We start from the raw sequence: 26,234 nt of genomic DNA, 5'->3' as shown, positions 1-26,234 counted from the left end.
ACTGGGGATCCCTCAGCCCTGTGGGAGAGGGGCAGGGTGAGGGCATCAGGCCGCACTGAGAATTAAATCTCGACCTGCGTCCCCAGCTCAATCACGCGATTGGGCGGGATCTCAAACTGGTCAGGCGCACGCAGGGCGTTACGTTGCAGGATGAGATACAGCTTACCGCGCAGACGCAGATACCATGGGCGCTTGCCGATGATCAGCGACTCGTGGGACATAAAGAACGATGTCTCCATCATGCGGCAGCTCAACCCTTCCAGACCGCAGCGGTGGAATACCTCTTCCACATTCGGCGTTTCGCGCCAGCCGTAGCTTGCCACCACGCGCCAGAAGGTTGGCGACAGCTGCTCAATCTGTACGCGTCGCACATTGTGAACATACGGCGCATCTTCAGTACGCAGCGTCAGCAGGATCACGCGCTCGTGCAGCACTTTGTTGTGCTTAAGGTTATGCATCAGCGCAAACGGGATCACGTTCAGCGCACGAGACATATACACCGCCGTACCCGGCACACGCACCGGCGGGGATTTCTCCAGCGAGGCGATCATCGCCTCCAGAGAATTACCGTGCTCATGCATACGACGCAGCAGGCGGAAACGTTCGCTCTTCCACGTCGTCATCACGATGAACATCACTAGACCCAGCGTCAGCGGCAGCCAGCCACCGGAGACAATCTTATCGAGGTTCGCAGAGAACAGCGGTACGTCGATGCAGAGGAAGCCAACCAGGATCAGCCCCACGAGGAACTTATTCCAGTGCCAGTTACGGTACGCCACGGTGGTGGAGAGAATAGAGGTCAACACCATCGTTCCGGTTACCGCGATACCGTACGCCGCCGCCAGGTTACTGGAGTGCTCGAAGCTGACGATAACAATCACCACCGCGAAATAGAGCAGCCAGTTGACGAACGGAATGTAGATCTGGCCTGACTCCATCTCAGAGGTATGGATAATGCGCATTGGGGAGAGATAACCCAAACGCACGGCCTGACGCGTCAGGGAGAATACGCCGGAAATAACAGCCTGAGAGGCAATGACCGTCGCCAGCGTCGCCAGGATCAGCATCGGAACCAGCGCCCAGTCCGGCGCCAGCAGGAAGAACGGGTTTTTAATCGCTTCAGGATGGGCAAGCAGCAGCGCGCCCTGGCCGAAGTAATTCAGCACCAGTGAAGGCAGAACAACGCTAAACCAGGCGACGCGAATTGGGAGTTTCCCGAAGTGGCCCATATCTGCATACAGCGCTTCAACACCGGTAATGGAAAGCACTACCGCGCCCAGCGCCACAAACGACACCACTTTATATTCCAGGAAGAAATGCACCGCCCACATTGGGTTCAGCGCATGCAGGACATCCGGATTGGCGATAATACTGCGTAAGCCCAGCGCCGCCAGGATCAGGAACCAGGCCAGCATAATAGGCGCGAACAGCTTACCCACCAGCCCGGTACCGTGTTTTTGTATAGCAAACAGCAACGTCAGCACGATAATAGCGAGTGGCACCACCCACGTATCAAGCTGTGGCGCGACAATCTCCAGCCCCTCTATGGCCGACATCACCGAAATCGCTGGCGTAATCACGACTTCCCCATAGAAGAAGCTGCCGCCAATCAGGCCAATGATGACCAGCACGGAGGTCATTCTTGCAGATGTATTGCGCCCAGCAAGGGACATCAGGGTCAGAATACCGCCCTCGCCCGCGTTATCAGCCCGCATAACGAAAGAGAGATACTTAAGGGAGACCACCAGGATCAGCAGCCAGAAGATGAGCGAGAGGAAACCAAATACGGCGTCACGCTCTACACCAAAACCAAACTGACCGGACAAACATTCACGAAGCGTATAAAGCGGGCTGGTGCCGATATCACCGTAGACAACCCCGATCGCTGCAAGCGTTACTGCGGGTAATGATTGCTTATTATCAGTGCTCATAGACTAGTCTTTTCGTTTGAATAACAAATGTGTGCTTAGTCCCTTGGCCCACAAAAAGCGCACAGTATGCACGATTCAATGCAAAATCGTACCCCTAAATGCAGCCGCATTAATGTAGCGCAAAGAAAATAGCGCCGCACTTCAGCCTATTACCAGGCCAGACCGAAACGTCTATACTCGCTTCAATTAGCCGCCACGACGGCGAAAGGATGCAAAACTATTATGGCTCACTCACATTTATTAGCAGAAAGAATTTCCCGCCTCAGCAGTGCGCTGGAGAAAGGCCTTTACGAGCGTAGCCACGCCATTCGCCTCTGTTTACTGGCGGCGCTGAGCGGGGAAAGCGTGTTTCTGCTGGGTCCGCCGGGCATTGCCAAAAGTCTGATCGCACGCCGCCTCAAATTCGCTTTCCAGAACGCTCGTGCATTCGAGTATTTGATGACGCGTTTCTCCACGCCGGAAGAAGTTTTCGGCCCGCTCTCCATTCAGGCGTTAAAAGATGAGGGACGCTATGAACGTCTGACGGCGGGCTATCTCCCGGAAGCGGAAATCGTCTTTCTTGATGAGATCTGGAAAGCCGGCCCGGCCATTCTGAATACCCTGCTGACGGCAATCAACGAACGCCGCTTCCGCAACGGCGCGAGCGAAGAGAAGATCCCCATGCGGTTGCTGGTGGCCGCGTCTAACGAACTTCCCGAAGCCGACAGCAGCCTGGAAGCACTGTATGACCGCATGCTGATCCGCCTGTGGCTGGATAAAGTCCAGGACAAATCGAACTTCCGCTCAATGTTGGTAAGCCAGCAGGACGAAAACGAAAATCCGGTGGCACCATCATTACAGGTCACGGACGAAGAGTATGACCAGTGGCAGGAAGAGATAGGCAAAATTAAGCTGCCCGATGCCGTCTTTGAGCTGATCTTCATGCTGCGCCAGCAGCTTGATTTATTGCCCTCCGCGCCGTACGTCTCCGACCGTCGCTGGAAAAAAGCCATTCGTCTGCTTCAGGCAAGCGCCCTGTTCAGCGGCCGCGATGCTGTCGCCCCCATCGATCTAATCCTGCTGAAAGACTGTCTGTGGCACGACGCAGAAGGGATGAATCTGATGCAGCAGCAGCTGGACGTTTTGATGACCGGGCACGCGTGGGGTCAGCAATCCATGCTTAATCAACTGGGGGCGATTGCCCAACGTCGTCTTCAGCTTCAGCAGCAGCAAAGTGACAAAACCGCGCTGAAGGTGAACCGTCTTGGCGGGATGTTTGCCCGTAAACCGCACTATGAACTGCCAGCCGAGCTGACTGACGCCTCGCTCACGCTTCTTCTTCAGCAGCCGCTGAAGCTTCATGATATGCAGGTGGTGCACGTGACGATCGAACGCGTTGCGCTGGTTCAGTGGCTGGATAAGGGCGGCGAGATCCGCGGTAAACTCAACGGTATCGGCTTTGCACAGCCGCTGTCGATGGAAGTCGACAGCAGCCAGCACCTTGTGATCCGCGACGTCAGCCTTCAGGGATCGCGCCTGGCGCTGCCGGGCACGGCCTCTGACAGTCTTCCGGAGGAGATCAAACAGCAGCTCGAAGCGCTGGATAACGAATGGCATCAGCAGCACACGCGCTTCAGCGAGCAGCAGAAATGCCTCTTTATCCATAGCGACTGGTTAGGTCGCATTGAAGCCAGCTTGCAGGATGTCAGCGCGCAGATTAAACAGGCGCGTCAATGCTAACGCTGGACACGCTTAACGTCATGCTGGCGGTTAGCGAGGAAGGGTTGATCGAAGAGGTCGTCATTACCCTGCTCGCTTCACCGCAGCTGGCGGCCTTCTTTGAAAAATTCCCGAAGCTCAGAAAGGCAATGACGGACGATCTTCCCCGCTGGCGCGATAACCTGCGCCAGCGGTTTAAGGAGACGGAAGTCCCGCCGGAACTGACAGAGGAAGTGGCTGGTTACCAGCAGTGCCAGCGGCTTTCAACGCCGCAGTTTATTGCCCAGATACAGCAAACCCTGACGCTGCTAGATAACGTTCACTCTCCGTTTGCCAGCCAGGCCAGAGCGCTGGTCACGGACAACCCCAGCTTTACTCCCGCCCTGCATACGCTGTTTTTACAGCGCTGGCGGCTCAGTCTTGTCGTTCAGGCCACCTCTCTCAACCAGCAGTTGCTGGACGAAGAGCGCGAACAGCTGTTAAGCGAAGTTCAGGAGCGGATGACGTTAAGCGGCCAGCTAGAACAGGTGCTGGTGGAGAATGAAAACGCCGCCGGTCGACTCTGGGATATGAGTGCCGGTCAGTTAAAACGTGGCGATTATCAGTTGATCGTGAAGTACGGCGACTTTCTGGCACAACAGCCGGAGCTGATGAAGCTTGCAGAACAGCTTGGTCGTTCCCGGGAGGCCAGGTCAGTTCCTAAGAAAGATGCGCCGATGGAAACCTTTCGTACGCTGGTACGCGAGCCGTCCACTGTACCGGAGCAGGTGGACGGCTTACAGCAAAGCGATGACATCCTGCGGCTGTTGCCTACGGAACTCAGCACGCTGGGAATGACCGAACTGGAGTATGAGTTTTATCGCCGTCTGGTGGAAAAACAGCTTCTTACCTATCGATTGCATGGCGAAGCCTGGCGCGAAAAAATCAGCCAGCGCCCGGTGGTGCATCAGGACTTTGATGAGCAACCGCGCGGTCCATTCATTGTTTGCGTAGATACGTCCGGATCGATGGGGGGATTTAATGAGCAGTGTGCAAAAGCGTTCTGCCTGGCTCTGATGCGCGTGGCGCTCGCCGATCGTCGTCGCTGCTACATCATGTTATTTTCCAGCGAAGTGGTGGGGTATGAACTGACCAGCCCACAGGGGCTGGAGCAGGCGATCCGCTTTTTAAGCCAGCGCTTTCGCGGCGGCACCGATCTGGCCAGCTGTTTTCGCAGCATCATTGAGCGCATGCAGGGCGGAGACTGGTACGACGCGGATGCGGTGGTGATTTCCGATTTTATTGCCCAGCGGCTGCCGGACGACGTCGTGAATAAAGTGAAGGAGATGCAGCGCGTGCATCAGCACCGCTTCCATGCCGTGGCGATGTCTGCACATGGAAAACCCGGCATCATGCGCATCTTCGATCACATCTGGCGCTTTGATACCGGGTTGCGTAGCCGCCTGCTCAGACGCTGGCGACGTTAATTAAAGAAGAGAACCGACGTTCTCACGTACCTGCTGCGGCCAGACCCCACACTGTACCTGACCGATATGGGACAGTTGCAACAGCAGCATGGTCAGACGAGACTGGCCAATACCACCGCCGATGGTCTGCGGCATTTCACCGCGCAGCAGCGCCTGGTGCCACTCCAGTTGCAGACGATCTTCATCACCGGTCACGGCCAGCTGACGCTTCAGTGCTTCAGCATCCACGCGGATCCCCATCGAAGAGAGTTCAAACGCATCTTCCAGAACCGGGTTCCAGACCAGAATATCGCCGTTCAGACCGGCATATTCGCTCTCGCCCACGGTGCTCCAGTCATCGTAATCCGGCGCACGGACGTCGTGACGTTTACCATCAGACAATTTCCCGCCAATGCCGATCAGGAATACCGCGCCCAGCTCTTTGGCGATCGCGCGTTCACGGCCTTTAGCATCCAGATCCGGGAAACGGCTCAGCAACTCCTGACTGTGAACAAAGTGGATCGTTTCCGGCAGGAACGGTGCCAGACCAAACTCTTTGCTCACGGCCGCTTCGGTCGCTTTGATCCCGGCGTAGATCGCCTCAACGGTAGATTTCAGCGTACCGACGTGACGCTCGCCGTCACCCATTACGCGCTCCCAGTCCCACTGGTCAACGTAGACAGAGTGAATGGGGGAGAGGCGGTCTTCATCGGGGCGAAGGGCTTTCATATGCGTGTAAAGCCCTTCGCCCGCGCTGAAGTCGTGTTGTCCCAGGGTTTGACGCTTCCACTTCGCCAGGGAATGAACCACTTCGAACTGGGCGTCTGGCAGTGTTTTCACTTTTACCTGTACCGCTTTTTCGCAACCAGACAAGTTATCCTGCGTCCCGTCACCCACGCGGCTCAGAATCGGCGCCTGCACTTCAATAAGGCCAAGCTTCTCTTCCAGCTGGCGAGAAAAATGGGATTTAACGAAACTGATCTGGCGTTGTTTTGCGATGTAAGCGGTTTTCATTATTTATACTCCTGCGTCCTGTTGATACTGATTAAGCAACAGAACAGACTCTTAATTCAATAACCCATCAACAAAAAGCCACCTTCACTTTTGATTCGTTAAAATAAGACGCTAGAATAGAAGGAATCATTAATCTTCATAAGAAAAACCTATGGAAAATTATCAGATCGACAATCTGGACCGCGGCATTCTGGAAGCGCTCATGGCCAACGCACGCACCGCGTATGCCGAACTGGCGAAACAATTTGGCGTCAGCCCGGGGACCATTCACGTTCGCGTAGAGAAAATGAAGCAGGCCGGGATCATCACCGGCGCACGCATTGATGTCAGCCCGAAGCAACTCGGCTACGACGTCTGCTGCTTCATTGGCATTATTCTGAAAAGCGCCAAAGATTACCCCTCCGCGCTGGAGAAACTGAACGCGCTGGATGAAGTCACTGAGGCGTACTACACCACCGGGCACTACAGCATCTTTATAAAGGTCATGTGCCGATCCATCGACGCCCTCCAGCAGGTACTTATCAACAAGATCCAAACAATCGATGAAATTCAGTCCACCGAAACCCTGATCTCCCTGCAAAACCCGATCATGCGTACTATCCGCCCGTGATCGGGCAATTTCATTCCCACATTTTCCACAGGTAGATCCCAGCTCGTTCACAGCGTACAATGGCCGCCTCTTTATTTGAGCGAGCGATCAATGGCGGACATTACTCTTATCAGCGGCAGCACCCTGGGCGGTGCGGAATATGTAGCGGAACATCTGGCTGAGAAGCTGGAAGACGCGGGCTTTTCTACACAAACGCTGCACGGACCGCTGCTGGAAGATCTCCCGACAGACGGGGTCTGGCTGCTGATCACCTCCACGCACGGCGCGGGCGATCTGCCGGATAACCTGCAACCTTTATATGACGAACTGCTGGAACAACAGCCCGATCTGGCAAACGTCCGGTTTGGCGCTGTAGGGATCGGTAGCCGTGAATATGACACTTTCTGTGGCGCCATAGAGAAAGTAGAAGCTGCGGTGACCGCCTGCGGAGCAAAACAGCTGGGTGAAACGCTGAAGATCAACATCCTCGATCATGATATTCCCGAAGATCCAGCCGAGATCTGGCTCGCGGAATGGAAAAATTTACTCAAAAACGATTAAAGATCGTGCGATCAGATGTGGATAACTCTAGTTAAAAGCTCGTATTAACCCGTAGTTATCCAAAGAACAACGTTAGTTTAGTTTTTGACCTGTGCATAAAGTGGCGATCTGATCCCAGCTTATACGGTCCAGGATCACCGATCATTCACAGCAAACGATCCTTCCTAACTGCATGATCTTATTTATGGGATCGGACTTATCCACAAAGGTCTGCGATCCTAATAAGAGATCACAATAGAACAGATCTCTAAATAAAAAGATCTTCTTTTTAATAGCCCAGGATCCCAATGCTTTCTCGAAAGACTAAAGTTGAGTAGAATCCACGGCCCGGGCTTCAATCCATTTTCATACCGCTTTACGCGAGGCAGACCACCATGTTTTATCAGGATCCTTTTGACGTCATCATCATTGGCGGGGGTCACGCAGGCACTGAGGCCGCAATGGCCGCAGCGCGAATGGGTCAGCAGACCCTGCTTTTGACACACAATATCGACACGCTGGGACAAATGTCCTGTAATCCGGCGATTGGCGGCATTGGGAAAGGACACCTGGTAAAAGAAGTGGATGCACTTGGCGGCCTGATGGCGAAAGCGATCGATCATGCGGGTATCCAGTTTAGGATACTAAACGCGAGTAAAGGTCCGGCTGTTCGCGCCACCCGTGCACAGGCAGACCGCGTGCTTTACCGTCAGGCTGTGCGCACCGCGCTGGAAAACCAACCGAACCTGATGATCTTCCAGCAGGCTGTAGAAGATCTTATCGTGGAAAACGATCGTGTTGTTGGCGCCGTGACCCAGATGGGTCTCAAGTTCCGCGCAAAAGCGGTGGTGCTGACGGTCGGGACATTCCTGGACGGTAAAATCCATATTGGTCTGGACAACTACAGCGGTGGCCGTGCGGGCGATCCGCCGTCGATTCCGCTGTCTCGTCGTCTGCGTGAGCTGCCGCTGCGCGTAAGCCGCCTGAAAACCGGTACGCCGCCGCGAATTGATGCGCGTACCATTGATTTCAGCGTACTGGCACAGCAGCACGGTGATAACCCGATGCCGGTGTTCTCGTTCATGGGCAATGCGGCGCAACATCCGCAGCAGGTGCCGTGCTACATCACGCACACCAATGAAAAAACCCATGACGTGATCCGCAGCAACCTCGATCGCAGCCCAATGTACGCCGGCGTGATCGAAGGGATCGGCCCACGTTATTGCCCGTCGATCGAAGATAAAGTGATGCGCTTTGCCGATCGTAACCAGCATCAGATCTTCCTCGAACCTGAAGGGCTGACCTCGAACGAAATTTACCCGAACGGCATCTCCACCAGCCTGCCATTCGACGTGCAGATGCAGATTGTGCGTTCAATGCAGGGGATGGAAAACGCGAAGATCGTTCGTCCTGGCTACGCTATTGAGTACGATTTCTTCGATCCGCGTGACCTGAAGCCGACGCTGGAAAGCAAATTCATCCAGGGTCTGTTCTTCGCAGGCCAGATTAACGGCACTACCGGGTACGAAGAAGCTGCCGCACAAGGGCTGCTGGCCGGTCTGAACGCCGCTCGCTTCTCTGCCGAGAAAGAGGGCTGGGCACCGGCGCGTTCTCAGGCTTACCTGGGCGTTCTGGTCGACGATCTCTGCACGCTGGGGACAAAAGAACCGTACCGCATGTTTACTTCTCGTGCGGAATATCGCCTGATGCTGCGCGAAGACAATGCCGATCTGCGTCTGACCGAGGTGGGCCGCGAATTGGGTCTGGTGGATGACGAACGCTGGGCGCGCTTCAACGAGAAGCTGGAGCGTATCGAACAGGAACGTCAGCGCCTGAAAACCACTTGGGTGAATCCGCAGGCGGAAACTGCTGCTGAAGTGAACGCTCACTTAACTGCGCCGCTTTCGCGCGAAGCCAGTGGTGAAGATCTGTTGCGCCGTCCTGAAGTCACCTACGAGAATCTGGTCAAACTGACCGCGTTCGCACCGGGCCTTGAAGACGCTGAAGCGGCTGAACAGGTCGAGATTCAGGTGAAATACGAAGGTTACATCGCGCGTCAGCAGGATGAGATCGAAAAACAGCAGCGCAACGAAAATACGCTGCTGCCGGAAATGCTGGACTATCGTCAGGTGACGGGGCTTTCCAACGAAGTGATCGCTAAGCTGAACGATCACAAACCTGTGTCGATTGGCCAGGCCTCACGTATCTCCGGTGTCACACCTGCCGCGATTTCGATTCTGCTGGTGTGGCTGAAAAAGCAGGGTATGCTGCGCCGCAGCGCGTAATTAACATTGTTTTTGGCGGGTGGCGCTTCGCTTACCCGCCCTACTTAATCGTAGGCCCGGTAAGCGGCAGCGCCACCGGGCGAAAAATCTCTCAACAGGTATCCACCGTGCTCAATAAACTCTCTCGTCTGCTGGAACAGGCAGGTATTTCGCTCACCGATCACCAGAAAAATCAGCTGGTGGCCTATGTCGATATGCTGAACAAATGGAATAAAGCGTACAACCTCACCTCCGTACGCGATCCCAACGAGATGCTGATTCGCCATATTCTCGATAGCATCGTTGTGGCGCCGTATCTTACCGGTGAACGTTTTATCGACGTGGGCACCGGTCCGGGCTTGCCGGGCGTTCCGTTGTCTATTGTTCGACCGGAGAGTCATTTCACGCTGCTGGACAGTCTGGGCAAGCGCGTACGCTTTTTACGACAGGTTCAGCATGAGCTGAAGCTGGAAAACATCACGCCCGTGCAGAGCAGGGTAGAGGAGTTCCCGGCAGAGCCACCGTTTGACGGCGTTATCAGCCGCGCATTTGCCTCACTCAATGACATGGTGAGCTGGTGCAAACACCTGCCGGCGAATAAGGGCCGTTTTTATGCGCTGAAAGGACAACTTCCGGGGGACGAAATAGAGCAGCTTCCGGACGGTTTTGCAGTGGAATCCATTGAAAAACTCCAGATCCCTCAGCTCGAAGGTGAGCGTCATCTGGTGATAATTAAGCCAAACACATTTTAAAAAATTAATAAAAAATGTGGAATTTGTGCTGTTCTGATGGTGTTAAAAAGCAGCACATCCAGTCTGATTTGGCCGTAGTTAATTTAACCTTGTTGTCACCATGGATTTTCTTATGGTTAACCTGAAGTGATTCGTTCACCCTGAAGATAGTCAACCATGAAAATATCAGCCTGCTAAAAGTGGGTAAAGGCAACAAGAATGAAATGTTAAATATTTATTAAGAATGTCAATAAAAGGTTTTTGTTGTATACGGCTCTGTTTTAAAAATAGTTGCGATTTTTTTGCTTTAATTTCAATCGGATGAAATAAATCGTTTTACGTCTTTGATAAATACCACTTTATCGCAAATGTGTATTTTGTGATCTCGTGCACGCTTTATCACCAACGTTTCCGCGCTGTTTGCAGTTTTGCCTGAAGGTTGGCACTGAGTTCAAAAGTTGAAAAATAGGACTGGGGAAAAATATTTAAACATTTATTCACCTTTTCGCTACTTAATGTTTGAAATCACGGGTACGCACCGTATAATTTGACCGCTTTTTGATGCTTGACTCTGAGCCTTAAAGGACGTTTTATACGACACGCGGCATACCTCGAAGGGAGCAGGAGTAAAAACGTGATGTCTGTGTCGCTCTTGAGTAGAAACGTTGCTCGTAAGCTTCTGTTCATTCAGTTTCTGGCTGTGATAGCAAGTGGACTGCTGTTTAGCCTCAAAGACCCCTTCTGGGGCATCTCCGCCGCGTGCGGAGGTTTGGCGGTGGTTCTGCCAAACGTGTTGTTTATGATTTTTGCCTGGCGTCATCAGGCGCATACACCCGCCAAAGGCCGCGTGGCCTGGTCCTTCGCTCTCGGCGAAGTGTGTAAGGTGTTGCTGACCTTTGCTCTACTGGTGATGGCGCTGGCGGTTTTGAAAGTGGTATTCATGCCGCTGATAGCAACGTGGGTTTTGGTGCTGGTGGTACAAGTTCTGGCTCCAGCTGTAATCAATAACAAAGGGTAAAAGGCATCATGGCTTCAGAAAATATGACGCCGCAGGATTACATAGGTCACCATCTGAATAACCTTCAGCTGGACCTGCGTACATTCTCGCTGGTGGATCCACATAACCCCCCGGCCACCTTCTGGACGATCAACATCGACTCCATGTTCTTCTCGGTGGTTTTGGGTCTTCTGTTCCTGGCCATGTTCCGCGGTGTTGCTAAACGAGCGACCAGCGGTGTTCCAGGGAAATTCCAGACGTTCATCGAGATGATCATCGGCTTCGTCCATGGCAGCGTCAAAGACATGTACCATGGTAAGAGCAAGCTGATTGCTCCGCTGGCCCTGACCGTGTTCGTTTGGGTCTTCCTGATGAACCTGATGGACCTTCTGCCTATCGATTTCCTGCCGTGGATCGGCGAACATGTCTTCGGTCTGCCTGCCCTGCGCGTGGTTCCGTCTGCCGACGTGAACATCACCCTGTCGATGGCGCTGGGCGTATTTATCCTGATTCTTTTCTACAGCATCAAAATGAAAGGCGTAAGCGGCTTTGTGAAAGAGCTTACCTTGCAGCCGTTCAACCACTGGGCGTTTATTCCGGTCAACCTGATCCTGGAAGGCGTTAGCCTGCTGTCCAAACCTGTTTCACTGGGTCTGCGACTGTTCGGCAACATGTATGCGGGTGAGCTGATTTTCATTCTGATCGCGGGTCTTCTGCCGTGGTGGTCACAGTGGATTCTGAATGTGCCATGGGCCATTTTCCACATCCTGATCATTACGCTGCAAGCCTTTATCTTCATGGTTCTGACGATCGTCTATCTGTCGATGGCGTCTGAAGAGCACTGATTTTTTACCAACACTACTACGTTTTAATTGAAACAAACTGGAGACTGTCATGGAAAACCTGAATATGGATCTGCTGTACATGGCTGCCGCTGTGATGATGGGTCTGGCGGCTATCGGTGCTGCGATCGGTATCGGCATCCTCGGGGGCAAATTCCTGGAAGGCGCAGCGCGTCAACCTGATCTGATTCCTCTGCTGCGTACTCAGTTCTTTATCGTTATGGGTCTGGTGGATGCAATCCCAATGATCGCTGTAGGTCTGGGTCTGTACGTGATGTTTGCTGTCGCGTAGTAGTTGTTTTAAAACCCCAAGCCACAGAAATTTAAGAGGTATTGTGCTGTGAACATGAACGCAACAATCCTCGGCCAGGCCATCGCGTTTATTCTCTTTGTCTGGTTCTGCATGAAGTATGTATGGCCGCCTTTAATGGCTGCCATCGAAAAACGTCAGAAAGAAATTGCTGACGGTCTGGCTTCCGCAGAACGCGCTAAGAAAGATTTGGACCTTGCACAGGCCAACGCGACAGACCAGCTGAAAAAAGCGAAAGCTGAAGCTCAGGTAATCATTGAACAGGCTAACAAACGCCGTTCTCAGATCCTGGACGAAGCCAAAGCTGAAGCAGAACAGGAACGTACTAAGATCGTGACACAGGCTCAGGCTGAAATTGAAGCTGAGCGTAAACGTGCTCGTGAAGAACTGCGTAAGCAGGTTGCGATTCTGGCTGTTGCTGGCGCCGAGAAGATCATCGAACGTTCCGTGGATGAAGCTGCTAACAGCGACATCGTGGACAAACTTGTCGCTGAACTGTAAGGAGGGAGGGGCTGATGTCTGAATTTGTTACGGTAGCTCGCCCCTACGCCAAAGCAGCTTTTGACTTTGCTGTCGAACACCAAAATGTCGATCGCTGGCAGAATATGCTGGCGTTTGCCGCTGAGGTGACGAAAAACGAACAAATGGCCGAGTTGCTTTCTGGTGCGTTAGCGCCTGAAACCCTCGCCGCGTCGTTTATCGCCGTGTGCGGAGAGCAACTGGATGCCAACGGCCAGAACCTGATTAAGGTGATGGCGGAAAATGGTCGTCTCCGTGTGCTCCCGGATGTTCTCGAGCAGTTTGAGCACTTACGTGCCCTTAGTGAAGCTACCGCTGAAGTTGAAGTAACTTCCGCGACTGAACTGAGTGATGAACAGCTTGCGAAAATCACCGCCGCGATGGAAAAACGTCTGTCACGCAAAGTTAAGCTGAATTGCAAAATCGATAAGTCTGTAATGGCAGGCGTAATCATCCGTTCGGGTGATATGGTCATTGATGGCAGCGTACGCGGCCGTCTTGAGCGCCTTGCAGACGTCTTGCAGTCTTAAGGGGACTGGAGCATGCAACTGAATTCCACCGAAATCAGCGAACTGATCAAGCAGCGCATTGCTCAGTTCAGTGTTGTGAGTGAAGCTCACAACGAAGGTACTATTGTTTCTGTAAGTGACGGTGTTATCCGCATCCACGGCCTGGCCGATTGTATGCAGGGTGAGATGATTTCCCTGCCGGGTAACCGTTACGCTATCGCACTGAACCTGGAGCGCGACTCCGTAGGTGCCGTCGTGATGGGTCCATACGCTGACCTTGCCGAAGGCATGAAGGTTAAGTGTACTGGCCGTATTCTGGAAGTGCCGGTTGGCCGTGGCCTGCTGGGTCGCGTTGTTAACACCCTGGGTGCGCCAATCGACGGTAAAGGTCCGGTTGAGCACGATGGCTTCTCTCCAATCGAAGTTATCGCACCAGGCGTTATCGACCGTCAGTCCGTTGATCAGCCAGTGCAGACGGGTTATAAGTCCGTTGATGCCATGATCCCAATCGGTCGTGGTCAGCGTGAACTGATCATCGGTGACCGTCAGACCGGTAAAACCGCGATGGCAATCGACGCCATCATCAACCAGCGTGATTCCGGCATCAAATGTGTGTACGTGGCTATCGGCCAGAAAGCGTCCACCATTTCCAACGTGGTTCGTAAACTGGAAGAGCACGGCGCACTGTCTAACACCATCGTTGTGGTAGCAACTGCGTCTGAATCTGCTGCACTGCAATACCTGGCACCATACGCTGGTTGCGCAATGGGCGAATACTTCCGTGACCGCGGTGAAGATGCGCTGATCGTATACGATGACCTGTCTAAACAGGCTGTTGCTTATCGTCAGGTTTCCCTGCTGCTCCGTCGTCCACCAGGACGTGAAGCATTCCCGGGCGACGTATTCTACCTCCACTCTCGTCTGCTGGAGCGTGCTTCCCGCGTTAATGCGGAATACGTCGAGAACTTCACCAAAGGTGAAGTGAAGGGTAAAACAGGTTCTCTGACCGCTCTGCCGATCATTGAAACCCAGGCGGGTGACGTTTCTGCGTTCGTTCCGACCAACGTAATCTCCATTACCGATGGTCAGATCTTCCTGGAAACCAACCTGTTTAACTCCGGTATTCGTCCGGCGGTTAACCCGGGTATCTCCGTATCCCGTGTGGGTGGTGCTGCTCAGACCAAGATCATCAAGAAACTATCCGGTGGTATCCGTACCGCGCTGGCACAGTATCGTGAACTGGCTGCGTTCTCTCAGTTCGCATCCGATCTGGACGAAGCAACCCGTAAACAGCTGAGCCACGGTCAGAAAGTGACCGAGTTGCTGAAGCAGAAACAGTACGCGCCAATGTCTGTTGCTCAGCAGGGCCTGGTACTGTTCGCGGCTGAACGCGGTTACCTCGAAGATGTGGAACTGGCGAAAATCGGTAGCTTCGAAGCCGCTCTGCTGGCTTACGTCGACCGTGATCACGCTCCGCTGATGCAAGAGATCAACCAGACCGGTGGCTATAACGACGAAATCGAAGGCAAGCTGAAAGCTATCCTCGATTCCTTCAAAGCAACCCAATCCTGGTAATCGTCCGGCGGCTTGTCTCAGGACAAGCCGTCTGGCATTGAGGAGAAGCTCATGGCCGGCGCAAAAGAGATACGTAGTAAGATCGCAAGCGTCCAGAACACGCAAAAGATCACTAAAGCGATGGAGATGGTCGCCGCTTCCAAAATGCGTAAATCGCAGGATCGCATGGCGGCCAGCCGTCCTTATGCAGAGACCATGCGCAAAGTGATTGGTCACCTTGCAAACGGTAATCTGGAATATAAGCACCCTTACCTGGAAGAACGCGACGTTAAGCGCGTGGGCTACCTGGTGGTGTCGACTGACCGTGGTCTGTGTGGCGGCTTGAACATTAACCTGTTCAAAAAACTGCTGGCGGATATGAAAGGCTGGTCCGATAAAGGCGTTCAGTGCGATCTGGCACTGATTGGCTCTAAAGGCGTCTCTTTCTTTAACTCCGTTGGTGGCAACATTGTCGCTCAGGTGACCGGTATGGGTGATAACCCGTCCCTGTCCGAACTGATCGGCCCGGTTAAAGTGATGTTGCAGGCCTACGATGAAGGCCGTCTGGACAGACTGTACGTTGTCAGCAACAAATTTATTAACACCATGTCTCAGGTGCCTACGCTCACTCAGATGCTGCCGTTACCGGCATCAGAAGATGACGAGCTGAAACAGAAAGCCTGGGATTACCTGTATGAACCCGATCCGAAACCGCTGCTGGATACCCTGCTGCGTCGTTACGTTGAATCTCAGGTTTATCAGGGCGTTGTAGAAAACCTGGCCAGCGAGCAGGCCGCACGAATGGTGGCGATGAAAGCCGCGACCGATAATGGCGGCAGCCTGATTAAAGAGCTGCAGTTGGTTTACAACAAAGCTCGTCAGGCCAGCATTACTCAGGAACTCACCGAGATCGTCTCGGGGGCCGCCGCGGTTTAACCAGGTTTACGAATTACGTAGAGGATTCAAGATGGCTACTGGAAAGATTGTCCAGGTAATCGGCGCCGTGGTGGACGTCGAGTTCCCTCAGGACGCCGTACCACGCGTGTACGACGCGCTTGAGGTACAAAATGGTAACGAGAGCCTGGTGCTGGAAGTTCAGCAGCAGCTCGGCGGCGGTATCGTGCGTACCATCGCCATGGGTTCTTCCGACGGTCTGCGTCGTGGTCTGGAAGTGAAAGACCTTGAGCACCCGATCGAAGTCCCGGTAGGTAAAGCAACACTGGGTCGTATCATGAACGTATTGGGTCAACCAATCGACATGAAAGGCGACATCGGTGAAGAAGAGCGTTGGGCTATCCACCGCGCGGCACCTTCCTACGAAGAGCTGTCCAGCTCTCAGGAACTGCTGGAAACCGGCATCAAAGTTATCGACCTGATGTGCCCGTTCGCGAAGGGCGGTAAAGTTGGTCTGTTTGGTGGTGCGGGTGTAGGTAAAACCGTAAACATGATGGAGCTGATCCGTAACATCGCGATCGAGCACTCCGGTTACTCCGTGTTTGCGGGTGTTGGTGAACGTACTCGTGAGGGTAACGACTTCTACCACGAAATGACCGACTCCAACGTTCTGGATAAAGTATCCCTGGTTTACGGCCAGATGAACGAGCCACCAGGAAACCGTCTGCGCGTTGCGCTGACTGGCCTGACGATGGCTGAGAAGTTCCGTGACGAAGGCCGTGACGTTCTGCTGTTCGTTGATAACATCTACCGTTACACCCTGGCCGGTACTGAAGTATCTGCACTGCTGGGTCGTATGCCTTCAGCGGTAGGTTATCAGCCTACGCTTGCGGAAGAGATGGGTGTTCTTCAGGAACGTATCACCTCTACCAAAACTGGTTCTATCACCTCCGTTCAGGCGGTATACGTACCTGCGGATGACTTGACTGACCCATCTCCAGCCACCACCTTTGCTCACTTAGATGCAACCGTGGTACTGAGCCGTCAGATCGCGTCTCTGGGTATCTACCCGGCCGTTGACCCGCTGGACTCTACCAGCCGTCAGCTGGATCCACTGGTTGTTGGCCAGGAACACTACGACACCGCGCGTGGCGTACAGTCCCTGCTGCAACGTTACCAGGAACTGAAAGACATCATCGCCATCCTGGGTATGGATGAACTGTCTGAAGAAGACAAACTGGTGGTAGCACGTGCACGTAAGATCCAGCGCTTCCTGTCCCAGCCGTTCTTCGTTGCGGAAGTATTCACCGGTTCTCCAGGTAAATACGTTTCCCTGAAAGACACCATCCGTGGCTTTAAAGGCATCATGGAAGGCGAATACGATCACCTGCCAGAGCAGGCGTTCTACATGGTTGGTTCCATCGAAGAAGCCGTGGAAAAAGCCAAAAAACTTTAACGCCTTAATCGGAGGGTGATATGGCAATGACTTACCACCTGGACGTCGTCAGCGCAGAGCAACAAATGTTCTCTGGTCTGGTCGAGAAAATCCAGGTAACGGGTAGTGAAGGTGAACTGGGTATTTTCCCGGGTCACGCACCGCTGCTCACCGCCATTAAGCCTGGTATGATCCGCATCGTTAAACAGTTCGGTCATGAAGAGTTTATCTATCTGTCCGGCGGCATTCTTGAAGTGCAGCCAGGCAGTGTGACCGTTCTGGCCGATACCGCTATTCGTGGCCAGGATCTCGACGAAGCGCGAACCCTGGAATCGAAGCGTAAGGCTGAAGAGCACATTAGCAGCTCTCATGGTGACGTGGATTACGCTCAGGCGTCTGCGGAGCTGGCCAAAGCGATCGCGAAACTGCGCGTTATCGAGTTGACCAAAAAAGCGATGTAACACCGGCTTGAAAAGCACAAAAGCCAGTCTGGATCCCAGGCTGGCTTTTTTTTTCGGCCTTAATTCATGATGAAAAAGATGTAGAATTTTAAGCATCAAACGTTTTTACTTCTCACACAAACTACCGTCAGGATGCGTATGTTAAACAGTGCGATGAGCGTGGTGATCCTTGCCGCAGGCAAAGGTACCCGCATGTATTCCGATCTGCCTAAAGTGCTCCACACACTGGCAGGAAAGCCAATGGTGCAGCATGTTATTGATGCAGCTAATGAATTAGGCGCCAGCCAGGTGCATCTGGTTTATGGACATGGCGGCGATCTGCTGAAAAAAACGTTGCGTGACGACAATCTCAACTGGGTGCTTCAGGCAGAACAGCTGGGTACGGGTCATGCAATGCAGCAGGCTGCACCCTTCTTCGCTGATGATGAAGACATCCTGATGCTCTACGGCGACGTACCGCTGATCTCCGTTGAAACCCTCACTCGCCTGCGTGAAGCCAAACCGCAGGGTGGCATTGGGTTATTAACCGTCGTGCTGGACGATCCAACCGGCTATGGCCGCATTACGCGTGAAAACGGCAAGGTAACCGGGATTGTTGAGCATAAAGATGCCACTGACGAACAGCGTCAGATTCAGGAGATCAACACCGGCATCCTGATTGCGAACGGTGCGGATATGAAGCGCTGGCTGTCCAAACTCAATAATAACAACGCGCAGGGTGAATACTACATCACCGACATCATTGCGATGGCGTACCAGGAAGGGCGTGAGATTGCTGCCGTTCATCCGGCGCGTATCAGCGAAACGGACGGGGTAAACAACCGTCTACAGCTGTCACGCCTGGAGCGTATTTACCAGTCCGAGCAGGCAGAAAAACTGTTGCTGGCGGGCGTTATGCTGCGCGATCCGGCGCGTTTCGATCTGCGTGGCACGCTGACCCACGGGCGCGACGTTGAAATAGATACTAACGTTATCCTGGAAGGTAACGTCACGCTGGGCAACCGCGTCAAAATCGGCACCGGCTGTGTGATTAAAAACAGCGTGATCGGTGACGACTGCGAAATCAGCCCGTACAGCGTGGTAGAAGATGCGCGTCTGGATCCCGCCTGTACCATCGGCCCGTTTGCGCGTCTGCGCCCGGGCGCTGAGCTGCTGGAAGGCGCTCATGTAGGTAACTTCGTGGAAATGAAAAAAGCACGTCTCGGTAAAGGCTCGAAAGCCGGTCATCTGACCTATCTGGGCGATGCGGAAATTGGCGACAACGTGAACATCGGTGCAGGGACGATTACCTGTAACTATGACGGTGCCAATAAGTTTAAAACCATCATCGGTGATGATGTGTTTGTAGGTTCCGATACCCAGCTGGTGGCGCCTGTTACCGTGGGCAAAGGCGTGACCATTGCCGCCGGGACAACCGTTACGCGCGATGTGGCCGAGAACGAGCTGGTGTTAAGCCGCGTTCCGCAGGTCAGTAAGCAGGGCTGGAAACGCCCGGTGAAGAAAAAGTAACGACAATATACACCCCTCACCCTGACCCTCTCCCCATAGGGGAGAGGGGAACTGAATGGTGCGGTTTTCATCCTCTCCCCTTTGGGGAGAGGGCCGGGGTGAGGGGATAACATAATCCTCCCCCCACCAGCAGTACCCATAAAAATAACCCCACTCTCTACAAGGCTCGGGGTGCCCGGAAAGGGCAAATACAGGTCAGCGACAACGCATGGCATAACGCCATAATCAGGAAATCTAACTATGTGTGGAATTGTTGGCGCAGTTGCGCAGCGTGATATTGCTGAAATCCTTCTCGAAGGTTTACGTCGTCTGGAATACCGTGGTTATGACTCAGCCGGTCTGGCTGTCGTCGATGCAGAAGGTCATATGACCCGTCTGCGTCGTCTCGGTAAAGTGCAGATGCTGGCCCAGGCGGCGGAGGAACATCCGCTGCACGGTGGCACCGGTATTGCGCATACCCGCTGGGCGACTCACGGTGAGCCATCTGAAGGCAACGCACACCCGCATGTGTCTGAACACATTGTGGTGGTGCATAACGGCATTATCGAAAACCACGAACCGCTGCGTGAAGAACTGAAAGCGCGCGGCTATACCTTCGTCTCTGAAACCGACACCGAAGTGATTGCTCACCTGGTGCACTGGGAGCTGGCACAGGGCGGTACACTGCATGATGCGGTGCTGCGCGCTATCCCTCAGCTGCGTGGTGCTTACGGTACGGTGATCATGGATTCCCGTGACCCGTCCACGCTGCTGGCCGCGCGTTCCGGTAGCCCGATGGTGATTGGTCTGGGCATGGGTGAAAACTTTATCGCTTCCGACCAGCTGGCGCTGCTGCCGGTTACCCGTCGCTTTATCTTTCTGGAAGAGGGCGACATTGCCGAGGTGACACGTCGCAGCGTGACCGTATTCGACACGAAAGGCGAGCAGGTTAAGCGCCAGGAAATCGAATCAAACCTGCAATACGACGCGGGCGACAAAGGTGCTTATCGTCACTACATGCAGAAAGAGATCTACGAACAGCCAAACGCCATTAAAAACACCCTGACCGGGCGCATCAGCCATGGTGAAGTGGATCTGAGCGAGCTGGGCGCCAATGCCAACGAAATGCTGAGCAAAGTCGAGCACATTCAGATCGTGGCCTGCGGTACCTCTTACAACTCCGGTATGGTCTCTCGCTACTGGTTTGAATCCCTGGCGGGCGTGCCGTGCGACGTCGAAATCGCATCTGAGTTCCGCTATCGTAAATCCGCTGTGCGCCGTAACAGCCTGATGATCACTCTTTCCCAGTCTGGCGAAACGGCCGATACCCTGGCGGCGCTGCGTCTGTCTAAAGAGTTGGGTTACTTGGGTTCGCTGGCCATCTGTAACGTACCGGGCTCCTCGCTGGTGCGTGAATCCGATCTGGCGCTGATGACTAAAGCGGGCACCGAAATCGGCGTCGCTTCCACCAAAGCGTTTACCACTCAGCTGACCGTTCTGCTGATGCTGGTGGCGAAGCTGGCGCGTCTGAAAGGCGAAGATGCTTCCGTTGAGCATGACATCGTTCACGGTCTCCAGGCGCTGCCGAGCCGTATCGAGCAGATGCTGTCTCAGGACAAGCGCATTGAGGCGCTGGCTGAAGATTTCTCTGATAAGCACCACGCTCTGTTCCTGGGTCGTGGCGATCAGTACCCTATCGCGCTGGAAGGCGCGCTGAAGCTGAAAGAGATCTCCTACATCCACGCGGAAGCCTACGCGGCGGGCGAGCTGAAACACGGTCCGCTGGCGCTGATCGACGCGGATATGCCGGTTATCGTGGTGGCACCGAACAACGAACTGCTGGAAAAACTGAAATCTAACATCGAAGAGGTGCGCGCCCGTGGTGGTGTACTGTACGTCTTTGCGGATAAAGATGCCGGTTTTGCCAGCAGCGACAACATGCACATCATCGAGATGCCGCATGTGGAAGAGGTGATTGCGCCGATCTTCTACACCGTACCGCTGCAACTGCTGGCTTACCACGTCGCGCTGATCAAAGGCACCGACGTTGACCAGCCGCGAAATCTGGCGAAGTCCGTTACCGTAGAATAATCCTTCCAGGCTCCGCCATCCGGTGGAGCCTTTTTTTATGACAATCCGTCATTTTCAGCTATTTTATCAGTGTCACATAAAGAAAATATTACTGAAAACAAGCTGTCATAATAATCATTAAGTTTATGATTTATTTATGTATTTTTGCTTAATTTTAAGTGAAATTTTCTTTGTCATAAAACTGTCATATTTCGTACATTTATCTGTCACCTGTTTGTCCTATTTTGCTCATCGTAGCCACTTAAACAATGATTTACGAAATCCTTGCAGGAGACATTATGAAAGTTATGCGTACCACTGTCGCAACTGTTGTCGCCGCGACCTTATCTCTGAGCGCTTTCTCTGCTTTCGCAGCAGCAAGCCTGACTGGCGCTGGTGCAACCTTCCCTGCGCCGGTGTATGCCAAATGGGCGGATACCTACCAGAAAGAAACCGGCAACAAGGTTAACTATCAGGGTATCGGCTCCTCCGGTGGCGTAAAACAAATTACCGCGAATACCGTTGATTTCGGCGCATCCGACGCTCCGCTGTCTGATGAGAAACTGAATCAGGAAGGCCTGTTCCAGTTCCCGACCGTGATCGGCGGCGTTGTGCTGGCTGTTAACATCCCTGGCCTGAAATCAGGCGAGCTGGTGCTGGACGGCAAAACCCTGGGTGATATCTACCTGGGCAAAATCAAAAAATGGGATGACGAAGCCATCACCAAACTGAACCCGGGCGTTAAGCTGCCTTCGCAGAATATCGCGGTGGTTCGTCGTGCTGACGGCTCTGGTACCTCTTTCGTGTTCACCAGCTACCTGGCGAAAGTGAACGAAGAGTGGAAATCTAAAGTCGGTTCCGGCTCTACCGTTAACTGGCCAACCGGTCTGGGCGGTAAAGGCAACGACGGTATCGCTGCCTTCGTACAGCGTCTGCCTGGCTCTATCGGCTACGTAGAGTACGCTTACGCGAAACAGAACAACCTGGCTTACACCAAACTGGTTTCTGCTGACGGCAAACCGGTTAGCCCGACCGAAGAGAACTTCGCTAACGCCGCAAAAGGCGCTGACTGGAGCAAATCCTTCGCTCAGGACCTGACCAACCAGAAAGGCGACGATGCATGGCCTATCACGTCTACCACCTTCATTCTGGTCCACAAAGAGCAGAAGAAGCCTGAGCAGGGTGCTGAAGTGCTGAAGTTCTTCGACTGGGCATACAAAAACGGCGGCAAACAGGCGAATGACCTGGATTACGCCAGCCTGCCAGACAGCGTGGTTGAGCAGATCCGTGCTGCATGGAAAACCAACGTGAAAGACAGCAGCGGTAAAGCGCTGTACTAACAGGATATTTTTGACGAAGATGGCGGGTGGCGCGCAGCGATCCCGCCCTACGGTTCATCCTGTAGGCCCGGTAAGCGCCAGCGCCACCGGGCATATTCGTAAGACGTCTCATAAAGAAGAGTAATTTATGGCTGCAACCAAGCCTGCATTTAACCCTCCGGGTAAAAAAGGTGACATGATTTTCAGCGCGCTGGTGAAACTGGCTGCGCTGATTGTGCTATTGCTGCTGGGCGGCATTATCGTGTCCCTCATTTTCTCCTCCTGGCCGAGCATTCAAAAATTTGGTTTCGCCTTCCTGTGGACCAAAGAGTGGGATGCGCCGAACGATATTTACGGTGCGCTGGTGCCGATTTACGGCACGCTGGTGACCTCTTTTATCGCTCTGCTGATTGCAGTGCCGGTAAGCTTCGGTATTGCCCTGTTTCTGACGGAGCTGGCGCCGGGCTGGCTGCGACGTCCGCTGGGTATCGCCATTGAACTGCTGGCGGCCATCCCAAGTATCGTTTACGGCATGTGGGGCCTGTTTATCTTTGCTCCGCTGTTTGCGACGTACTTCCAGGAGCCGGTGGGTAATGTTCTCTCCGCCGTTCCGTTTGTGGGGGCCCTGTTCTCTGGCCCGGCATTCGGTATCGGTATTCTGGCGGCTGGCGTGATCCTCGCCATCATGATTATTCCGTACATTGCGGCGGTCATGCGCGATGTCTTCGAACAAACCCCGGTGATGATGAAAGAGTCGGCCTACGGCATCGGCTGCACCACCTGGGAGGTTATCTGGCGCATCGTCCTTCCGTTCACCAAAAATGGGGTGATCGGCGGCATCATGCTGGGCTTAGGCCGCGCGCTGGGTGAAACCATGGCGGTGACCTTTATCATCGGCAACACCTACCAGCTCGACAGCGTGTCGCTCTACATGCCGGGGAACAGTATTACCTCTGCGCTGGCGAACGAATTTGCCGAAGCGGAATCCGGGCTGCACGTCGCAGCGCTGATGGAACTGGGTCTGATCCTGTTTGTTATTACCTTTATTGTGCTGGCTATCTCCAAGCTGATGATTATGCGTCTGGCTAAAAACGAGGGGGCACGCTAATGGCGACTCTCGACATGCAAAACACCGCTCAGCTTGCGGAATCTCGTCGCAAAATGCAGTCAAAGCGCCGGATTAAAAACCGCATTGCGCTGACGCTTTCCATGGCCACGATGGCGTTCGGCCTGTTCTGGCTGATCTGGATCCTGATGTCCACCATCACCCGTGGTATTGATGGAATGTCCCTGGCGCTGTTCACCGAGATGACGCCGCCGCCAAACACGGCGGGTGGTGGTCTGGCAAACGCCCTGGCGGGCAGCGGCCTGCTGATCCTGTGGGCGACCGTTTTCGGTACGCCGTTGGGCATCATGGCGGGTATCTATCTGGCGGAGTATGGCCGCAAGTCCTGGATCGCTGAAGTCATCCGCTTTATTAACGACATTCTGCTTTCTGCCCCGTCGATTGTGGTAGGTCTGTTTGTTTACACCATCGTGGTGGCGCAAATGGAACACTTCTCCGGCTGGGCGGGTGTGATTGCGCTGGCGCTGTTGCAGGTGCCTATCGTTATTCGTACCACTGAAAACATGCTGAAACTGGTGCCGGACAGCCTGCGTGAAGCGGCTTACGCGCTGGGCACACCGAAATGGAAAATGATTTCGGCGATCACCCTGAAAGCGTCCGTCTCGGGGATCATGACCGGTATCCTGCTGGCTATCGCCCGTATCGCTGGTGAAACCGCACCGCTGCTGTTTACCGCCCTCTCCAACCAGTTCTGGAGTACGGACATGATGCAGCCGATCGCCAACCTGCCGGTGACGATCTTTAAATTTGCGATGAGCCCATTCGCGGAATGGCAGCAGCTGGCCTGGGCCGGGGTGCTGATCATCACCCTTTGCGTACTGTTGCTGAACATTCTGGCGCGCGTCATTTTCGCGAAGCAGAAACACGGTTAAATTTTTACGGCGCGGCACATCGCGGCGCCGAATGAGGAAATGAGTCAATGAGTATGGTTGATACTGCCCCGGGTAAGATTCAGGTTCGTGATTTGAACTTCTACTACGGCAAATTCCATGCCCTGAAGAATATCAACCTGGATATCGCGAAGAACCAGGTCACGGCATTTATCGGTCCGTCTGGCTGTGGTAAATCCACGCTGCTGCGCACCTTTAACAAAATGTATTCGCTCTATCCGGAGCAGCGCGCAGAAGGTGAAATTCTGCTGGACGGTGACAACATCCTGACCAATACCCAGGATATCGCCCTGCTGCGTGCGAAAGTGGGGATGGTGTTCCAGAAACCCACGCCGTTCCCGATGTCGATCTATGACAACATCGCCTTTGGTGTGCGTCTGTTTGAGAAGCTCTCCCGTGCGGATATGGACGAGCGCGTGCAGTGGGCATTGACCAAGGCCGCATTATGGAACGAAACCAAAGATAAACTTCACCAGAGCGGGTACTCTCTCTCCGGTGGTCAGCAGCAGCGTCTGTGCATTGCGCGCGGTATCGCCATTCGCCCGGAAGTCTTGCTGCTGGATGAGCCGTGCTCAGCCCTTGACCCGATCTCAACCGGGCGTATCGAAGAGCTGATCACCGAGCTGAAGCAGGATTACACCGTGGTGATCGTCACTCACAACATGCAGCAGGCAGCCCGTTGCTCTGACCACACGGCGTTTATGTACCTGGGCGAGTTGATTGAGTTCAGCGATACGGACGCGCTGTTCACCCGTCCTGCGAAGAAACAAACCGAAGATTATATTACTGGCCGCTACGGTTGATTTGCCTTAGTGCATGTGGAGAAACCATGGACAACCTCAATCTTAATAAACACATTTCCGGCCAGTTTAACGCAGAGCTGGAAAGCATTCGCACCCAGGTGATGACCATGGGCGGCATGGTCGAGCAGCAGCTTTCTGATGCGATTACGGCAATGCACAACCAGGACAGCGAGCTGGCGAAGCGCGTTATCGAAGGCGATCACAACGTCAATATGATGGAAGTCGCCATCGACGAAGCGTGCGTGCGCATCATTGCCAAGCGTCAGCCAACCGCGAGCGACCTGCGTCTGGTAATGGCGATCATCAAAACTATCGCCGAGCTGGAGCGTATTGGTGACGTGGCGGATAAAATCTGCCGCACCGCGCTGGAGAAATTCTCCCAGCAGCACCAGCCGCTGCTGGTGAGCCTGGAGTCTCTCGGTCGCCACACCGTGCAGATGCTGCACGATGTGCTGGACGCTTTCGCGCGCATGGATCTGGACGAAGCGGTCCGTATCTACCGTGAAGATAAGAAAGTTGACCAGGAATACGAAGGCATAGTGCGTCAGCTAATGACCTACATGATGGAAGATTCCCGTACCATTCCAAGCGTGCTGACCGCGCTGTTCTGCGCGCGCTCAATTGAGCGTATTGGCGACCGCTGCCAGAACATTTGCGAATACATCTTCTACTTCGTGAAGGGACAGGATTTCCGTCACGTGGGCGGCGACGAGCTGGACAAGCTGCTGGCGGGTAAAGATCCGAAAGAGTGATGTGTGTGGCGGGTGGCGCTATCGCTTACCCGCCCTACGATCCTTGTAGGCCG

24 protein-coding genes are annotated in these 26,234 nt (G+C 53.9%); 22 read left to right on the top strand and 2 right to left on the bottom strand.

Translation table 11 applies throughout. From position 1 onward, the window contains the following. Positions 1-62: 62 nt before the first annotated feature. Complete coding sequence (gene kup / locus CKK19_RS20070; RefSeq protein WP_006808744.1) at positions 63-1,931, bottom strand: low affinity potassium transporter Kup; 1,869 nt, start codon at positions 1,929-1,931, stop codon at positions 63-65. Between the two features lie 222 nt (positions 1,932-2,153). Here kup and ravA point away from each other — a divergent pair, with 222 nt between their 5' ends. Beyond that, positions 2,154-3,650, top strand: coding sequence for an ATPase RavA (ravA, locus tag CKK19_RS20065; RefSeq protein WP_022649869.1), 1,497 nt, complete (start codon positions 2,154-2,156; stop codon positions 3,648-3,650). Continuing rightward, positions 3,644-5,095 carry an ATPase RavA stimulator ViaA gene (gene viaA / locus CKK19_RS20060; RefSeq protein WP_045620982.1) on the top strand — a complete coding sequence of 484 codons (1,452 nt, stop codon included), beginning with the start codon at positions 3,644-3,646 and terminating at the stop codon, positions 5,093-5,095. Before ravA ends, viaA begins: the two co-directional genes overlap by 7 nt. On the opposite strand, the gene asnA is transcribed toward viaA, so the two are convergent. Beyond that, positions 5,096-6,088: an aspartate--ammonia ligase gene (gene asnA, locus CKK19_RS20055; RefSeq protein WP_063163372.1), complete on the bottom strand. Its 993-nt coding sequence runs from the start codon at positions 6,086-6,088 to the stop codon at positions 5,096-5,098. A 151-nt stretch (positions 6,089-6,239) separates the two neighbouring features. Between asnA and asnC the strand changes: the two genes are divergently transcribed. From asnC to phoU, 20 genes are all read left to right on the top strand, one after another. After that, entirely contained in the window at positions 6,240-6,698 is a 459-nt protein-coding gene (gene asnC, locus CKK19_RS20050; RefSeq protein WP_003862383.1) for a transcriptional regulator AsnC, read from the top strand. A 90-nt stretch (positions 6,699-6,788) separates the two neighbouring features. After that, positions 6,789-7,238, top strand: a complete 450-nt coding sequence (mioC, locus tag CKK19_RS20045; protein ID WP_032626719.1) for an FMN-binding protein MioC — start codon at positions 6,789-6,791, stop codon at positions 7,236-7,238. A 374-nt stretch (positions 7,239-7,612) separates the two neighbouring features. After that, the gene (mnmG, locus tag CKK19_RS20040; RefSeq protein ID WP_022649871.1) at positions 7,613-9,502 is read left to right on the top strand and encodes a tRNA uridine-5-carboxymethylaminomethyl(34) synthesis enzyme MnmG; all 1,890 of its coding nucleotides are present in this window, start codon (positions 7,613-7,615) and stop codon (positions 9,500-9,502) included. A gap of 107 nt (positions 9,503-9,609) precedes the next feature. Next, positions 9,610-10,233, top strand: a complete 624-nt coding sequence (rsmG, locus tag CKK19_RS20035) for a 16S rRNA (guanine(527)-N(7))-methyltransferase RsmG (protein WP_023305125.1) — start codon at positions 9,610-9,612, stop codon at positions 10,231-10,233. Between the two features lie 616 nt (positions 10,234-10,849). Next, a complete protein-coding gene (atpI, locus tag CKK19_RS20030; protein ID WP_003862375.1) occupies positions 10,850-11,230 on the top strand; it encodes a F0F1 ATP synthase subunit I in 381 nt (126 codons plus the stop codon). A gap of 8 nt (positions 11,231-11,238) precedes the next feature. Beyond that, positions 11,239-12,054, top strand: a complete 816-nt coding sequence (atpB, locus tag CKK19_RS20025) for a F0F1 ATP synthase subunit A (protein WP_022649873.1) — start codon at positions 11,239-11,241, stop codon at positions 12,052-12,054. Positions 12,055-12,103: 49 nt separating this feature from the next. Next, a complete protein-coding gene (atpE, locus tag CKK19_RS20020) occupies positions 12,104-12,343 on the top strand; it encodes a F0F1 ATP synthase subunit C (RefSeq protein WP_000429386.1) in 240 nt (79 codons plus the stop codon). Between the two features lie 48 nt (positions 12,344-12,391). Further along, positions 12,392-12,862 (top strand): F0F1 ATP synthase subunit B, encoded by a 471-nt coding sequence (gene atpF, locus CKK19_RS20015; protein ID WP_003862370.1) that lies wholly within the window; start codon positions 12,392-12,394, stop codon positions 12,860-12,862. A 14-nt stretch (positions 12,863-12,876) separates the two neighbouring features. Continuing rightward, complete coding sequence (gene atpH / locus CKK19_RS20010; protein ID WP_003862369.1) at positions 12,877-13,410, top strand: F0F1 ATP synthase subunit delta; 534 nt, start codon at positions 12,877-12,879, stop codon at positions 13,408-13,410. Between the two features lie 12 nt (positions 13,411-13,422). After that, positions 13,423-14,964 carry a F0F1 ATP synthase subunit alpha gene (gene atpA, locus CKK19_RS20005; protein ID WP_006808751.1) on the top strand — a complete coding sequence of 514 codons (1,542 nt, stop codon included), beginning with the start codon at positions 13,423-13,425 and terminating at the stop codon, positions 14,962-14,964. Between the two features lie 51 nt (positions 14,965-15,015). Further along, entirely contained in the window at positions 15,016-15,879 is an 864-nt protein-coding gene (atpG, locus tag CKK19_RS20000; RefSeq protein WP_003862364.1) for a F0F1 ATP synthase subunit gamma, read from the top strand. A gap of 31 nt (positions 15,880-15,910) precedes the next feature. Continuing rightward, positions 15,911-17,293: a F0F1 ATP synthase subunit beta gene (gene atpD / locus CKK19_RS19995; protein WP_003862362.1), complete on the top strand. Its 1,383-nt coding sequence runs from the start codon at positions 15,911-15,913 to the stop codon at positions 17,291-17,293. A 20-nt stretch (positions 17,294-17,313) separates the two neighbouring features. After that, the gene (locus CKK19_RS19990; protein ID WP_045331217.1) at positions 17,314-17,733 is read left to right on the top strand and encodes a F0F1 ATP synthase subunit epsilon; all 420 of its coding nucleotides are present in this window, start codon (positions 17,314-17,316) and stop codon (positions 17,731-17,733) included. A 138-nt stretch (positions 17,734-17,871) separates the two neighbouring features. Further along, complete coding sequence (gene glmU / locus CKK19_RS19985; protein ID WP_022649874.1) at positions 17,872-19,242, top strand: bifunctional UDP-N-acetylglucosamine diphosphorylase/glucosamine-1-phosphate N-acetyltransferase GlmU; 1,371 nt, start codon at positions 17,872-17,874, stop codon at positions 19,240-19,242. A 240-nt stretch (positions 19,243-19,482) separates the two neighbouring features. Continuing rightward, positions 19,483-21,312 (top strand): glutamine--fructose-6-phosphate transaminase (isomerizing), encoded by a 1,830-nt coding sequence (gene glmS / locus CKK19_RS19980; protein WP_225455209.1) that lies wholly within the window; start codon positions 19,483-19,485, stop codon positions 21,310-21,312. Positions 21,313-21,590: 278 nt separating this feature from the next. Continuing rightward, positions 21,591-22,631: a phosphate ABC transporter substrate-binding protein PstS gene (pstS, locus tag CKK19_RS19975; RefSeq protein ID WP_022649876.1), complete on the top strand. Its 1,041-nt coding sequence runs from the start codon at positions 21,591-21,593 to the stop codon at positions 22,629-22,631. Between the two features lie 127 nt (positions 22,632-22,758). Then, the gene (gene pstC, locus CKK19_RS19970) at positions 22,759-23,718 is read left to right on the top strand and encodes a phosphate ABC transporter permease PstC (RefSeq protein ID WP_022649877.1); all 960 of its coding nucleotides are present in this window, start codon (positions 22,759-22,761) and stop codon (positions 23,716-23,718) included. Next, a complete protein-coding gene (gene pstA, locus CKK19_RS19965) occupies positions 23,718-24,608 on the top strand; it encodes a phosphate ABC transporter permease PstA (protein ID WP_022649878.1) in 891 nt (296 codons plus the stop codon). The genes pstC and pstA overlap by 1 nt, the downstream gene beginning before the upstream one ends. Before the next feature lie 47 nt (positions 24,609-24,655). Continuing rightward, complete coding sequence (gene pstB / locus CKK19_RS19960; RefSeq protein ID WP_003861154.1) at positions 24,656-25,429, top strand: phosphate ABC transporter ATP-binding protein PstB; 774 nt, start codon at positions 24,656-24,658, stop codon at positions 25,427-25,429. A gap of 26 nt (positions 25,430-25,455) precedes the next feature. Further along, positions 25,456-26,181 carry a phosphate signaling complex protein PhoU gene (gene phoU, locus CKK19_RS19955; protein ID WP_003861153.1) on the top strand — a complete coding sequence of 242 codons (726 nt, stop codon included), beginning with the start codon at positions 25,456-25,458 and terminating at the stop codon, positions 26,179-26,181. Positions 26,182-26,234: the final 53 nt, after the last annotated feature.

Source organism: Enterobacter sp. CCUG 70166 (assembly GCF_020224095.1).
Taxonomy (GTDB): domain Bacteria; phylum Pseudomonadota; class Gammaproteobacteria; order Enterobacterales; family Enterobacteriaceae; genus Enterobacter; species Enterobacter intestinihominis.
Note: the sequence above shows the minus strand (reverse complement) of the source record. Positions and strands in the feature narration are given on the sequence as shown.